Origin of the sequence: Alteromonas naphthalenivorans (assembly GCF_000213655.1) — a bacterium.
Classification (GTDB): domain Bacteria; phylum Pseudomonadota; class Gammaproteobacteria; order Enterobacterales; family Alteromonadaceae; genus Alteromonas; species Alteromonas naphthalenivorans.
Genome location: NC_015554.1, coordinates 3,997,257 through 4,010,380, shown reverse-complemented (window position 1 = coordinate 4,010,380; position 13,124 = coordinate 3,997,257). Strand labels below are relative to the sequence as shown.

The following is a 13,124-nucleotide window of genomic DNA, read 5'->3' as shown; positions in this document are numbered from 1 at the left end:
GGAGTTTATATGTCTCAAATTATCAGTGGCTTTTTAATGCCCCATGACCCATTAATCGCAGCAATGCCTGATGCACCACCTGTTGAAAAACGTGATTCATGCATGAATGCCTACAAGGATATTGTTGAAAGAGTAAAAGAACAAAATATAGATACCGTTATTATCATTGGTGATGACCATTATACCGTTAATGGCCCTTATTGTGTACCACAAGCTATGATTGGTATTGGTGATGTAGAAGGACCAAAAGAACCTTGGCTAGGGATCCCTCGTGAGAAAATAGCTAATAATGAAAGCCTTGCTAAACATATTATGGATTATGGGCATACTCATCAAGTTGACTGGGCAGCATCAAAAACATTAATAGTTGATCACTCTATCGCAATTCCCGTTGAATATGCCGTAAAACCAATAAAAGATTTAAAAATTGTGCCTATTTATATTAATTCGGGTGTTGAGCCTTTTATCAATAGTAAACGTGCTTACGAAATTGGTTTATCAATTAAAGCAGCAATCAATAGTTGGTCAGGAAACGAACGTATTGCCGTTTATGGTACAGGTGGAATTAGCCATTGGCCTGGTATGGCTCAAATGGGTAGTGTTAATGAAGCATGGGATCGTAAAATAATCGATCTTATCTGTAAGGGGAATGTTGATGAGCTAATAGCCATGAGCGATGAAGAAATATTGCGTGAAGGAGGAAATGGCGGGTTAGAAATAAAAAACTTCATATGTGCAATGGGGATTCTAGATGGCTGGACTGGGGAAGAAATAGCATATGAAGCAGTACCCGAGTGGGTTACTGGTTGTGGCTATCTAGAAATGAAAATAAAATAAAATAAAATTTTACAAAAAGGAACACTCTATGTCAAATCAAGAAGAAAATTTAATCGATGTTAACCATGGAACACAATTACATAAAATGCATGGTGATCAAAAAGTTTTAGAGCAGGAGCTTGAAAATGTATTTGGCCGTTCATGGCTATTTTTAACTCATGAATCTATAATTCCAAATCATGGTGATTATGTTGTTACTAAAATGGGAACAGATGAAGTAATCGTTAGTAGACAAGAAAATGGTGATGTTAAAGCATTTTTAAATGTCTGCCGTCATAGGGGCGCGCAATTGTGTCCACACGAAGCAGGTAATGCTAAAGGCTTTGTTTGCTCTTACCATGGCTGGGGGTATGGCAATACTGGTGAATTACAAGCCGTACCTTTTGATAAGGAGGTTTATGGTGGCTTACTTGATAAGTGTAAAAACTCTCTACATGAAGTGGCAAAAGTTGAAAATTATAACGGCTTCATTTATGGCTGTTTTGATGAAAACTCCCCATCATTCTCTGATTATTTAGGCGATCTTAAGTGGTTTTTAGACCCTTACTTTGAACATTCGGGTGGCCTTGAATTAATTGGACCTCCTGCTCGTTGCCTAATTAAAGCGAACTGGAAATGCTCAGCAGAAAACTTTGTGGGTGATGCTTACCATGTTGGCTGGACACATGCTTCAGCACTACGTACTGGTGAATCAGTTTTTACACCACTGGCAGGAAATAGTACACCTCCAACTGAAGGTTTAGGTCTACAAATAACCAGCAAATTTGGGTCAGGGCTAGGTGTGCTGTGGGATGCTTATGCAGGTATTCATGATAGTTCATTAATTAACGACATGATGCAATGGGCTACCATAAAAGAGCAGCAATTAGCCGAAAAAATTGGTGCTGATCGTGCCAGAATTTATCGATCTCATTTAAATACGACTATCTTTCCTAATAATAGCTTTTTAACAGGATCAGGTGTATTTAAAACTTGGCAGCCTATCGATAAAGATACCACAGAAGTTTTTACCTGGACAATGGTAGAAAAAGATATGCCAGAAGAACTTAAACAGCGTATTGCTATGTCAGTCCAGCGTACTTTTGGTGTTGCGGGTTACTGGGAAAGTGATGATAATGACAATATGGAATCCGAAACATACATGACAAAAGGTTTTCAAGCTAGAAATAAAAATCTTAATGCCCAAATGGGTATTGGAAATGATGTTTACAATGGTAAATATCCTGGTGTTGTTTGTGAGTCCGCTATTGGAGAAACAAGTTATCGTGGTTATTATCGTGCGTATAGTGCCTTTATAAATGCTAATAGCTGGCATGAGATAGAAGACAAAAGTAGTAATTGGGCTGATATTTTAACAAATGCAAAAACCAAATAATTAAGGGATAAAGTATGACTGATACAACTAAAAATAACGAACCGTTAGCCCTTGAAAGTGATATTGCTTTTGACGAACTAATTAAAAACACACAGGTATCTGAAAGTTTAAGACAGGAGGTTTCTTCGTTTCTTGCTAGAGAGTCAAGATTACTAGACTCAAGAATGTATAGGACTTGGCATAGTGAAATATTAAGCCCTGATATCACTTATGCTGTTGTTAGCAAAGAATTAAGATCTATAAAAGAACGGCGCTATGACCAACCTGATACCGTCTATTTGTTTAATGATGATCATCGTCAATTAGGTATTCGTATTGAACATGATCTTGATCCTCAAAACTGGCGGAGTAGTCCGCTAGAAAGGTATTGCCGTATACTTAGTAATATTGAAATTGGCCAAGAACAAGGCAGTTTAGATTTAGAAGTACGTTCTTCTTGTATCTTAACTCGTGGCAGAAGAGCCTACCAAGTAGATCAGTTTTTTTACACTCGGACTGATATTCTGATACGTGATGATCAAGGTCAACTCAAGTTAAAATCCCGTTACATTGAATATCCAGAGCGAAGTATTTCTGGCCATAATATGCTGGTATATCTATAAAACCATACGCTATTAATAAAAGTACTTTGCCATAACAAAGTACTTTTACATGTATATATTAAAACTGAATAACAACTGACTAAAATAAAGAGAAATATAATGAAATTGCAAAATCAAGTTGCCATTATCACAGGAGCTTCTTCAGGAATAGGCTTAGCCGTTGCAAAACGCTTTATCAGCGAAGGAGCAAAGCTAGGGCTTTTGGTTAGAACTGAAAAAGATGCCAAAATGCTACAAGATACTTTTGCTGATAATGTTGTAGTAACCATAGGTGATGTTAGAAATTATGACGATAACGAAAAGCTTGTTCAATCAACTATTGATAAGTTTGGAACACTAGATTGTTTTATAGGTAATGCAGGTATTTGGGATTATATGACACCAATAAACTCAACAGAAGCTAGTCTATTAGAATCAGGTTATCGTGATTTATTTGATGTTAATTTACTTGGTTATATTCTTGGTGCTAAGGCCGCGTTACCTGCACTTAAAAAATCTAAAGGCTCTATGATTTTTACTGCATCATCATCAAGCTATTCATTAGGTGGAGGAGGTCCATTATATGTTGCGTCTAAACATGCGGTTTTAGGCTTTATTAGAGCATTAGCATGGGAGTCAGCTCCAGACATTCGTATTAATGGTGTTGCTGCTGGTGGCACATTAACACCACTATGTGGCCCTGAGAGTTTAGACTTAGGTGGGGCAAGCCTTGAAACATCTGACGGAATAGAAGAAATGATTAGTGCTATGACACCACTAAAATTTGCTTCCAAGCCAGAAGACCATGCAGGAATATTTGCATTATTAGCCTCAAGAGAAGATGCCAAGTATATTACTGGCACTGTTATCTTAAGCGATGGCGGTATTGGACTAGGCATGAGACCTGATCAAAAATAGCAATACAACGTATCGCTCTATAGTTTATATCTATAACTTATATGGTTGTTCTTTACTTTTACATTGGACATAAATAGCTTGAATATAAATTTCTTTTTTGATTTTTTAAGCCCTTTTTCATATTTAGCTAGCGTAAAACTTGCAAAGCTAAGTGACGATACAATTCATAATATATGCTATCACGCTATTGATTTAGCACGTGCAAAAAAAGCAATCGGAAATATCGGACCTACAAATCGAGATATGCCAGTAAAGCTATCTTACCTAAAGAAAGATATAGATCGGTGGGCAGAGCTGTATGATATCCCATTAAAATTTATACCTAATTTTAATTCAGAAAAATTAAATATAGGTATGTTTTATACTGCGGATAAAGATATCCAAGCAGAATATGTCAATCTTGCATTTTTTTTAACATGGGGAAAAGGAAATGCACCTGATAGCCCATTAGTTTTTGATGAAATTTGTAAAACACTGAATTGGGAGATAAAAGAATTCACCCATTTTATTGAATCAGATATAGGCATAAAAGCCTACCAGAAATCTACTGAAAACGCGATTAAGAAACATATCTTTGGTGTCCCAACTATGATGATTGATGAGAATATGTGGTGGGGAAATGACCGTATTATATTTTTAGAAAAATTTTTAAATACAAATAATAAACAAATAAACAGAAGGGAAAGCAAATGAAATTAATAAAAAATAAAATACCCTTGTTAATCTTAAGTTCTACAATAGTAACTTGTGCTCATGCAACCGATGTATTTAGATTAGAAGGCTTTGGATCAATATCTAAAGCAATGGGTGGGACAGCCACGGCCTATGATGTTGGACCAGCAGGCATGATGTCTAACCCTGCAACATTATCTTTAATGAAAGAGGGTACACAGTTTTTGATAGGTGTAGACATTATCGTTACTGATATTTATACCCGAAATTTATCTACTGGCGAAAAAGCTTCTTCTCATTCCCATTCTCATAATAGAGGTCCTTATGCCATTCCTCAGCTTGCTATCACTTACCGCACAGGAAAATATACAGTAGGTATTGGTGTTTTTGGCCAAGGTGGTATCGGTACTGAATATGGCAACTCTTCATTTTTATCACAAGCTACTGGTGGCTTAGATACAAATTTAGACGTATTCAGCCGCCTTTTTGTTTTAAATATCCCTTTTGCCATAAGCTATCAGTTCAATGAAAAATTGACTATAGGGGCAAGTATTGATGCCACATGGCAAGGATTAAATCTTAATTTATTATTAGGCGCAGATCAACTAGGCTCATTAATTCAAGATGGCAGAGTAAGTGGGTCAATGTTGCCTACATTAGGAGAATTTCCTGATTTAAGAGGTGCCCATATAGGGTTTACAGAAAACAAGCCTGTTAGTAACGGCATAAGCTCATGGGGTGTTACTGCGTAAGCGGTTAATTAACCCCACATTCCAATAAAAATCAGGCTTTGGCATAGTGCTTCTTTACAAAGGAGATGCTATGAATCAATTGCAAAAACATGACCACTGGACTCAAATACTGACTGAGTTCAAACAAAGCCAGTTGCCGATTAAACAATTTTGTACTGAGCGGTCAATCCACTATCAAACACTTTACTATTGGGTCAAAAAACTCAACAGTAAAGAGGCCAAGCAACAAGTTCAGCCAATTGTCTTTGACCAGGAAAGCGCTGATGTCGTGGTGCTATTATTACCTAACGGTATTCGCGCTGAACTCCCTTCGATGCTCAGTCAAACACAAATCAAACATTGGGTTGCAGCATTACAATGACTCCCACTGGTAACGTGTATTTAGTGTCGGGTGTCACCGACATGAGAAAGTCGATTGATGGATTATCACTCATCGTCGCGGATACGCTTGAAATGGACCCCTTTAGCCAGGCTTGGTTTATTTTCTGTAATCGGGGCCGCGATAAACTCAAAATCCTATTCTGGGATACCAATGGATTTTGGCTTTATTATCGTCGCCTCGAAAAAGGTCACTTTAAGTGGCCGGTGCCTAAATGTGATGGCGCTGTTCATATCAGCAAGCAGCAATTACAGTGGCTATTATCGGGATTAACCTTAGATAATCCTAAGGCGCATCGACCCATATTTGGACTTGAAGTGTGACGTTAAATGTTGATCGCAAATTCTACTTGAACGATCATTTTTCGCTGTCACACTAAGGATATTGATAACCACTTAAGCCCTGAGCCACCTTGACTGACCTACCTGATGACGTAGCACAACTCAAAGCCATGTTGCTGCAACTGCAAGCAAAAGAGCGTGCACAAGCAGAAGAAATTGCTGAGCTTAAAACGACAGTGCAACTGCTGGTTGAACAACTCAACTTAAGTAAATCAAAGCGCTTTTCATCACAAAGTGAAAAGGTCGCCAAGGGCACGTTTAACGAAGCTGAGCAGCAACATGCGTTGCCCAACGTAAATAAGAGCAAGGCTAAAACAGGCAGAAAACCATTACCTGAAGCGCTTGAGCGTGAAGTTTATCTGCACGAACTCAGTGCCCCTTGTTGTGAATGTTGCCAAACACCCCTTCATGAATGCGGTAAAGAAGTCAGCGAAGAGCTCAAAATCATTCCACAGAAAGTCAGCGTTATCCGTCATGAGCGTACCAAATACACGTGTCGTCAATGTGAGAAAACACACGTCAGCAATAAAGTCATTACGGCTCCTAAGCCTGCGAGCATGTTGCCTAAAAGCATGGGCAGTGCTGAAACGTTTGCGGCAATCGTCACGGCTAAATATGTTGATGCATTACCGCTCTATCGCCAGGTTGATATTTTAAATCGCTCCGGTATTGAAATCAGCAGAGGCACACTCGCAAATTGGTGTGTACAACTAGGTGATAAAGTCCAAATTATCATCGATGCAATGAAAGCCAAACTCCTGAATGAAAATCTGATTTGTGCCGATGAAACAACGGTGCAAGTGCTTCGTGAAGAAGACAGAAAGGCCGAAACTAAATCGTACATGTGGGTTTATCGCAGTGGTGAATTTGCAGAAAACCCAGCTGTTATTTACGACTATCAACCGAGTCGTGCAGCTGCCTGTGTAAAGGATTTCTTAACGGGATACTCAGGCTACCTCCTGACCGATGGCTACAGTGCTTACAATACGCTTGAACAGGTCACTCAAGCTGCTTGTATGGCACATGCCAGACGTAAATTTACCGATGCACAAAAAGCATCGCCTTCAAAAAAAGCAGGTAAACCCGAAAAAGCGCTCAGTTACATAGCCAAACTTTACGGCATAGAAAAGCAGGCAAAAAACTTAACCTCACAAGCGCGTCAACAGCTGAGAAAGCAACAAGCCGAACCTATCCTCAATGAATTTTACAATTGGCTAAACAGCCAACATGTTTTACCTAAAGGGGCATTAGGTAAAGCCATTAGTTACACCTTAAATCAATGGCCCAAATTACTGACCTATCTTGAAGATGGGGATATCAGTATTGATAATAATGTCACAGAGCGGGATATCCGGCCATTTACCACAGGGCGAAAAAATTGGATGTTCTCGACGTCGGTGGGTGGCGCTAAAGCCAGTGCGAATTTATACAGCCTGGTAATGACCTGCCGTGCCAATGATTTGAATCCCTACTACTATTTCCGTCATCTCTTTACGGAATTACCCAAGCGTGCACCATCAGATGAACTGTCTGATTTGCTGCCGTGGAATGTTGATTTAGGTGAAGCAGAATAACCTTCACCGGTTCATTGAGCGCTTACGTTACTGCTAAAATGGGATTAACGTATAAAATCCAAAAAAATACAACCTTAGGTATGTCATACAGTACCGAAGGGTATATGAAAGATATGACAGGTGATGCTACGTTAACTGTTGTTGATGCTGTTGCTGGACAAGTTCCTGTAAATGGTGACGTACGCGTTAAAGATTTTAAATTACCCGCTAATATTACAATAGGCATAAGCCATAAAATTTCACCTGATTGGATGATTACATCAGACTTCTCAAGAGTATTTTGGGAAGATGCAATGAAAGATATCGATATCACCTATTCATCAGAAATGGGGCAATTAGGGATTTTACTACCTCAAAATTATTCAGATATATCAATATGGTCAGTAGGAACAAATTATCATTATCAAGATTGGGAATTTAGAGCCGGATATAGAACTGCAACAACGGGATTGAATAACAAAACACTTGCACCAACTATCCCAGCATTACCAACAAAACACTTAACAGCAGGCTTTGCTTATAACTTTAGCAAATACTCTACTCTAGATTTTGCATACTCCTATGGATTCGATGGAAAAATGAAAAACACTAGCCTACCGATGACACCTGTACCTATAGAAGCATCAAATACGTTAAATAATTTTTCAATTTCTTATACGCGAAATTTCTAATATATTATTCTGTATATGGAACAGATCCACCCAAATATAGGCAGAAAGTCTTTATCCAATTTTATCATGCAACGATGATAATTGATATGGTTGGATATAATTTGACAGGGCAAACGGCACGGCTTGCGCATTTTGGGGTTTTGCGCCCATCCCCTCGAAATGAACCTCAAGCCTATTTTATGACCAACTAGGAGTTTTGTTAGTTACTTCTGATTGGGTTTTGTGCCCATCCCCTCGAAATCGGCATTAGGATGAAACTTTATCTTTTTTAGGGTTCTCTTCTTTGTAAGCGCTCAATGAACCGGTGAAGGTTATTCTGCTTCACCTAAATCAACATTCCACGGCAGCAAATCAGACAGTTCATCTGATGGTGCACGCTTGGGTAATTCCGTAAAGAGATGACGGAAATAGTAGTAGGGATTCAAATCATTGGCACGGCAGGTCATTACCAGGCTGTATAAATTCGCACTGGCTTTAGCGCCACCCACCGACGTCGAGAACATCCAATTTTTTCGCCCTGTGGTAAATGGCCGGATATCCCGCTCTGTGACATTATTATCAATACTGATATCCCCATCTTCAAGATAGGTCAGTAATTTGGGCCATTGATTTAAGGTGTAACTAATGGCTTTACCTAATGCCCCTTTAGGTAAAACATGTTGGCTGTTTAGCCAATTGTAAAATTCATTGAGGATAGGTTCGGCTTGTTGCTTTCTCAGCTGTTGACGCGCTTGTGAGGTTAAGTTTTTTGCCTGCTTTTCTATGCCGTAAAGTTTGGCTATGTAACTGAGCGCTTTTTCGGGTTTACCTGCTTTTTTTGAAGGCGATGCTTTTTGTGCATCGGTAAATTTACGTCTGGCATGTGCCATACAAGCAGCTTGAGTGACCTGTTCAAGCGTATTGTAAGCACTGTAGCCATCGGTCAGGAGGTAGCCTGAGTATCCCGTTAAGAAATCCTTTACACAGGCAGCTGCACGACTCGGTTGATAGTCGTAAATAACAGCTGGGTTTTCTGCAAATTCACCACTGCGATAAACCCACATGTACGATTTAGTTTCGGCCTTTCTGTCTTCTTCACGAAGCACTTGCACCGTTGTTTCATCGGCACAAATCAGATTTTCATTCAGGAGTTTGGCTTTCATTGCATCGATGATAATTTGGACTTTATCACCTAGTTGTACACACCAATTTGCGAGTGTGCCTCTGCTGATTTCAATACCGGAGCGATTTAAAATATCAACCTGGCGATAGAGCGGTAATGCATCAACATATTTAGCCGTGACGATTGCCGCAAACGTTTCAGCACTGCCCATGCTTTTAGGCAACATGCTCGCAGGCTTAGGAGCCGTAATGACTTTATTGCTGACGTGTGTTTTCTCACATTGACGACACGTGTATTTGGTACGCTCATGACGGATAACGCTGACTTTCTGTGGAATGATTTTGAGCTCTTCGCTGACTTCTTTACCGCATTCATGAAGGGGTGTTTGGCAACATTCACAACAAGGGGCACTGAGTTCGTGCAGATAAACTTCACGCTCAAGCGCTTCAGGTAATGGTTTTCTGCCTGTTTTAGCCTTGCTCTTATTTACGTTGGGCAACGCATGTTGCTGCTCAGCTTCGTTAAACGTGCCCTTGGCGACCTTTTCACTTTGTGATGAAAAGCGCTTTGATTTACTTAAGTTGAGTTGTTCAACCAGCAGTTGCACTGTCGTTTTAAGCTCAGCAATTTCTTCTGCTTGTGCACGCTCTTTTGCTTGCAGTTGCAGCAACATGGCTTTGAGTTGTGCTACGTCATCAGGTAGGTCAGTCAAGGTGGCTCAGGGCTTAAGTGGTTATCAATATCCTTAGTGTGACAGCGAAAAATGATCGTTCAAGTAGAATTTGCGATCAACATTTAACGTCACACTTCAAGTCCAAATATGGGTCGATGCGCCTTAGGATTATCTAAGGTTAATCCCGATAATAGCCACTGTAATTGCTGCTTGCTGATATGAACAGCGCCATCACATTTAGGCACCGGCCACTTAAAGTGACCTTTTTCGAGGCGACGATAATAAAGCCAAAATCCATTGGTATCCCAGAATAGGATTTTGAGTTTATCGCGGCCCCGATTACAGAAAATAAACCAAGCCTGGCTAAAGGGGTCCATTTCAAGCGTATCCGCGACGATGAGTGATAATCCATCAATCGACTTTCTCATGTCGGTGACACCCGACACTAAATACACGTTACCAGTGGGAGTCATTGTAATGCTGCAACCCAATGTTTGATTTGTGTTTGACTGAGCATCGAAGGGAGTTCAGCGCGAATACCGTTAGGTAATAATAGCACCACGACATCAGCGCTTTCCTGGTCAAAGACAATTGGCTGAACTTGTTGCTTGGCCTCTTTACTGTTGAGTTTTTTGACCCAATAGTAAAGTGTTTGATAGTGGATTGACCGCTCAGTACAAAATTGTTTAATCGGCAACTGGCTTTGTTTGAACTCAGTCAGTATTTGAGTCCAGTGGTCATGTTTTTGCAATTGATTCATAGCATCTCCTTTGTAAAGAAGCACTATGCCAAAGCCTGATTTTTATTGGAATGTGGGGTTAATTAACCGCTTACTAACAAGGGTTGATAAATCTGATGTACTAGAGAAAATTGAGCAAACGGTGATTGATTTTTTTACGCAAGTCATGCAAATGGATAGTTTTACCTTACGTCAAGAAGGGATAGAGTGAGGTAGAGTTCACTTTTATTGGATAAAAGTGAATCCCGAAACTTGAGTTTCTAAATACTTAGTTGTCACGCCTTGAAATATATCCATCGAAGCCCTTAATCGGCTATGGTCTATATTGATTTTTGAATGTGTAAACATATCAACCATTTGTACGCCAGAAGCTACACCTAACCGTTTGTAAGTAAATCATTGTCTTATGTAAGCTTGATATAATATTTTAAATTCATCAGCGCATAAAATGCTATCTTTTTCTCGCCTCTGGCGCAAGTGTACGACTTTCTTTCTCGGAGCGAGGCAAACAAGGTTTCATCAGATTCTTCTAACCATTAAGAAACAGTGTGTAGCCTAATGAAAAATTGAAATGCTAATATCACACTGGCTAATACCCAATTACAGAAAAAGATGCGAATAATAGGCAGACTAGTAAGGTTGCAGGCAGTTGAATATTTATTAGCGATAGCTTGGTTCTTTTTCACTCAAAAATCAAGTATCTCCATTGGCCATAAGCATAAGCAGGGAAGAAAAATACATTTATGTCTCACTTGTGTAGTTTTGCTTTTATATATGACCCCAAATTTTTCATATTATGCTTGCTATTAATTTCATTTATTGCAGCTTTAATATTTTCTTCCATCATATGGCCATCTAAATCAATCAAAAAGTAGTATTTTCCAAAATCACCTTTTGTGGGTCTTGAGGTTATAGACGTTAGATTTATTTTTCTTTTTGAAAAAGATGATAAAATATTTCCTAAAAAACCGGGGTAATCATTATCATCAATAACGATAATTGTTGTTTTATAATCTATATCAGGGCTAATAATATCGATATTATTTTCTTTAGTTAGAACTAAAAATCTCGTTTGGTTATTTTTAAAGTCATTGATATTATTGATTTTTAAATTGAATTCATCATCATTAATAGCGTAAGTAGGTACAATTGCGGCACTATTTCCTCTGTTTTTTAAAAAAAGATTTAATGATTCAATATTGCTTTCTGTAAGAACTAACTCAATTTTAGCATCCATGCTATCAATAAATTTAGAGCACTGCCCTTTAGCTACAAATTGTACAAAAAGTTTCTTTATGTCTACAGGATTTTTTTTATTACTTATTAAGGAAAATTTAATAGGTAATAAAATTTCTTTTTTAATATATAGCTTACTTTTTATAAAATGATCTAATACCACCGAAATATAGCCTTCAGACAAATTTTCTATTGGTAAAACAGCTAATTCAGCCTGATTATTATCCATCATATCTAAAACATTTGTAATAGATCTAGCGTATACGATATTATATTGATGTTCTTGTAAGGAGCAATAAATTTGAGTTGCCACATCAGAATATGTGTTTTTAGGGCCTAATGTTACAATTCTAATCACTAAAATAACTCCATAAAAATTTTATTATACTCTGTTCCTAAGTATTCAAACAAAGTGTGGTACAGCTTATACTCATTTGTTTCTGCTATTTTTTAACAGAGCGTAGCGAAAGCCCCCGTGCTGAATAGCGTCGACTGGGCAAAGTCTAGCCGAAACTGTCTAGTATTTGTGTTTTCAAGCTTTGGGCTACTTTAAAACAATTAATCGAGTAAGCCTTCTTCTTTTAGTGCTTTTTGAACTGAAGGACGTCTTGCTATTTTTTGCTGATATGTTACTAATTCTGGCCATTTAGCAAGGTCAAAACCAACCATTGGACACCAACTTAATACCGTAAATAAATACGCATCGGCTACACTAAATTGCTCACCTAAAAGGTAACTATCATCAGACAATTTAGGAGCAAGGACATCTAAACGACGAGAAAAATTGTTTTTAAATATTTCTTGGGTATCAGATGAAAATGCAGGATTAAATAATCCTCCCAGCCCCTTATGTAATTCAGTTGAAATTAAATTTAGTTGTTGCTGTAGTTGATAACGCTCAAATGTTCCATTAACAGGCGCTAGTTGTTTTTCAGGTACTTGATCAGCAAGGTATTGAATAATGGCAGGGCCTTCTAATAGAATTTTACCATTTTTAAGTTCAAGGGCAGGCACATAGCCAAAGGGATTTATTTTGTAAAAATCTTGTTTATTCTCTAGTGATTTTGTATTGAGATCTACACGAACAAGATCATATGTTAGCTCAGTCTCACACAACACGATATGGGTAGATAATGAACATGCTCCAGGGCTGTAATACAGTTTCATTAGGTGTACTCCTTTTATTGACAGTATTAACAATTTATTTTTAAATTAAATCATTGTAATAGATGTTGTTATTACTCAAGTTTCGGGGTTCAAAATAGACGAGGAAA

At 38.3% G+C, this 13,124-nt stretch carries 16 protein-coding genes; 11 read left to right on the top strand and 5 right to left on the bottom strand.

What is annotated here, in order from left to right:
* Nucleotides 1–9 precede the first annotated feature (9 nt).
* From AMBT_RS17560 to AMBT_RS17515, 10 genes are all read left to right on the top strand, one after another.
* Nucleotides 10–837, top strand: coding sequence for a DODA-type extradiol aromatic ring-opening family dioxygenase (locus AMBT_RS17560; protein ID WP_013785993.1), 828 nt, complete (start codon nucleotides 10–12; stop codon nucleotides 835–837).
* Nucleotides 838–865: 28 nt separating this feature from the next.
* Complete coding sequence (locus tag AMBT_RS17555; protein ID WP_013785992.1) at nucleotides 866–2,212, top strand: aromatic ring-hydroxylating dioxygenase subunit alpha; 1,347 nt, start codon at nucleotides 866–868, stop codon at nucleotides 2,210–2,212.
* A gap of 14 nt (nucleotides 2,213–2,226) precedes the next feature.
* Entirely contained in the window at nucleotides 2,227–2,814 is a 588-nt protein-coding gene (locus tag AMBT_RS17550) for an aromatic-ring-hydroxylating dioxygenase subunit beta (protein WP_013785991.1), read from the top strand.
* A 99-nt stretch (nucleotides 2,815–2,913) separates the two neighbouring features.
* Entirely contained in the window at nucleotides 2,914–3,711 is a 798-nt protein-coding gene (hcaB, locus tag AMBT_RS17545; RefSeq protein ID WP_013785990.1) for a 3-(cis-5,6-dihydroxycyclohexa-1,3-dien-1-yl)propanoate dehydrogenase, read from the top strand.
* Nucleotides 3,712–3,789: 78 nt separating this feature from the next.
* Nucleotides 3,790–4,404, top strand: a complete 615-nt coding sequence (locus AMBT_RS17540; RefSeq protein ID WP_013785989.1) for a 2-hydroxychromene-2-carboxylate isomerase — start codon at nucleotides 3,790–3,792, stop codon at nucleotides 4,402–4,404.
* Nucleotides 4,401–5,135, top strand: coding sequence for an OmpP1/FadL family transporter (locus AMBT_RS17535; protein WP_013785988.1), 735 nt, complete (start codon nucleotides 4,401–4,403; stop codon nucleotides 5,133–5,135). The genes AMBT_RS17540 and AMBT_RS17535 overlap by 4 nt, the downstream gene beginning before the upstream one ends.
* Nucleotides 5,136–5,205: 70 nt before the next feature.
* Nucleotides 5,206–5,496 carry an IS66 family insertion sequence element accessory protein TnpA gene (gene tnpA, locus AMBT_RS17530; protein ID WP_013785984.1) on the top strand — a complete coding sequence of 97 codons (291 nt, stop codon included), beginning with the start codon at nucleotides 5,206–5,208 and terminating at the stop codon, nucleotides 5,494–5,496.
* Nucleotides 5,493–5,837: an IS66 family insertion sequence element accessory protein TnpB gene (gene tnpB / locus AMBT_RS17525; RefSeq protein WP_013785985.1), complete on the top strand. Its 345-nt coding sequence runs from the start codon at nucleotides 5,493–5,495 to the stop codon at nucleotides 5,835–5,837. The genes tnpA (AMBT_RS17530) and tnpB (AMBT_RS17525) overlap by 4 nt, the downstream gene beginning before the upstream one ends.
* A gap of 89 nt (nucleotides 5,838–5,926) precedes the next feature.
* Nucleotides 5,927–7,429 carry an IS66 family transposase gene (gene tnpC, locus AMBT_RS17520; RefSeq protein WP_013785986.1) on the top strand — a complete coding sequence of 501 codons (1,503 nt, stop codon included), beginning with the start codon at nucleotides 5,927–5,929 and terminating at the stop codon, nucleotides 7,427–7,429.
* A 38-nt stretch (nucleotides 7,430–7,467) separates the two neighbouring features.
* Nucleotides 7,468–8,100: an OmpP1/FadL family transporter gene (locus tag AMBT_RS17515; RefSeq protein WP_335328952.1), complete on the top strand. Its 633-nt coding sequence runs from the start codon at nucleotides 7,468–7,470 to the stop codon at nucleotides 8,098–8,100.
* A 311-nt stretch (nucleotides 8,101–8,411) separates the two neighbouring features.
* Here the strand turns inward: AMBT_RS17515 and tnpC (AMBT_RS17510) are convergent, their stop codons facing one another.
* From tnpC (AMBT_RS17510) to tnpA (AMBT_RS17500), 3 genes are all read right to left on the bottom strand, one after another.
* The gene (gene tnpC / locus AMBT_RS17510) at nucleotides 8,412–9,914 is read right to left on the bottom strand and encodes an IS66 family transposase (RefSeq protein ID WP_013785986.1); all 1,503 of its coding nucleotides are present in this window, start codon (nucleotides 9,912–9,914) and stop codon (nucleotides 8,412–8,414) included.
* Between the two features lie 89 nt (nucleotides 9,915–10,003).
* Entirely contained in the window at nucleotides 10,004–10,348 is a 345-nt protein-coding gene (gene tnpB / locus AMBT_RS17505; RefSeq protein WP_013785985.1) for an IS66 family insertion sequence element accessory protein TnpB, read from the bottom strand.
* Nucleotides 10,345–10,635 (bottom strand): IS66 family insertion sequence element accessory protein TnpA, encoded by a 291-nt coding sequence (tnpA, locus tag AMBT_RS17500; RefSeq protein WP_013785984.1) that lies wholly within the window; start codon nucleotides 10,633–10,635, stop codon nucleotides 10,345–10,347. The genes tnpB (AMBT_RS17505) and tnpA (AMBT_RS17500) overlap by 4 nt, the downstream gene beginning before the upstream one ends.
* 25 nt (nucleotides 10,636–10,660) lie before the next feature.
* Here tnpA (AMBT_RS17500) and AMBT_RS22715 point away from each other — a divergent pair, with 25 nt between their 5' ends.
* The gene (locus AMBT_RS22715) at nucleotides 10,661–10,825 is read left to right on the top strand and encodes a hypothetical protein (RefSeq protein ID WP_013785983.1); all 165 of its coding nucleotides are present in this window, start codon (nucleotides 10,661–10,663) and stop codon (nucleotides 10,823–10,825) included.
* 537 nt (nucleotides 10,826–11,362) lie between these two features.
* Here AMBT_RS22715 and AMBT_RS17495 read toward each other — a convergent pair.
* Together AMBT_RS17495 and gstA are read right to left on the bottom strand one after the other, a co-directional pair.
* Nucleotides 11,363–12,208: a prephenate dehydratase gene (locus tag AMBT_RS17495; protein WP_013785982.1), complete on the bottom strand. Its 846-nt coding sequence runs from the start codon at nucleotides 12,206–12,208 to the stop codon at nucleotides 11,363–11,365.
* A gap of 200 nt (nucleotides 12,209–12,408) precedes the next feature.
* Nucleotides 12,409–13,017, bottom strand: coding sequence for a glutathione transferase GstA (gstA, locus tag AMBT_RS17490; protein WP_013785981.1), 609 nt, complete (start codon nucleotides 13,015–13,017; stop codon nucleotides 12,409–12,411).
* Between the last annotated feature and the right edge of the window lie 107 nt (nucleotides 13,018–13,124).

What these genes read in the sequence shown, in the direction of transcription:
- AMBT_RS17560 (WP_013785993.1), top strand. Translation starts at nt 10, where the DNA reads ATGTCTCAAATTATCAGTGGCTTTTTAATGCCCCATGACCCATTAATC.
- AMBT_RS17555 (WP_013785992.1), top strand. Translation starts at nt 866, where the DNA reads ATGTCAAATCAAGAAGAAAATTTAATCGATGTTAACCATGGAACACAA.
- AMBT_RS17550 (WP_013785991.1), top strand. Translation starts at nt 2,227, where the DNA reads ATGACTGATACAACTAAAAATAACGAACCGTTAGCCCTTGAAAGTGAT.
- hcaB (WP_013785990.1), top strand. Translation starts at nt 2,914, where the DNA reads ATGAAATTGCAAAATCAAGTTGCCATTATCACAGGAGCTTCTTCAGGA.
- AMBT_RS17535 (WP_013785988.1), top strand. Translation starts at nt 4,401, where the DNA reads ATGAAATTAATAAAAAATAAAATACCCTTGTTAATCTTAAGTTCTACA.
- tnpA (WP_013785984.1), top strand. Translation starts at nt 5,206, where the DNA reads ATGAATCAATTGCAAAAACATGACCACTGGACTCAAATACTGACTGAG.
- tnpB (WP_013785985.1), top strand. Translation starts at nt 5,493, where the DNA reads ATGACTCCCACTGGTAACGTGTATTTAGTGTCGGGTGTCACCGACATG.
- AMBT_RS17515 (WP_335328952.1), top strand. Translation starts at nt 7,468, where the DNA reads ATGGGATTAACGTATAAAATCCAAAAAAATACAACCTTAGGTATGTCA.
- tnpB (WP_013785985.1), bottom strand. Translation starts at nt 10,348, where the DNA reads ATGACTCCCACTGGTAACGTGTATTTAGTGTCGGGTGTCACCGACATG.
- tnpA (WP_013785984.1), bottom strand. Translation starts at nt 10,635, where the DNA reads ATGAATCAATTGCAAAAACATGACCACTGGACTCAAATACTGACTGAG.
- AMBT_RS22715 (WP_013785983.1), top strand. Translation starts at nt 10,661, where the DNA reads ATGCCAAAGCCTGATTTTTATTGGAATGTGGGGTTAATTAACCGCTTA.
- gstA (WP_013785981.1), bottom strand. Translation starts at nt 13,017, where the DNA reads ATGAAACTGTATTACAGCCCTGGAGCATGTTCATTATCTACCCATATC.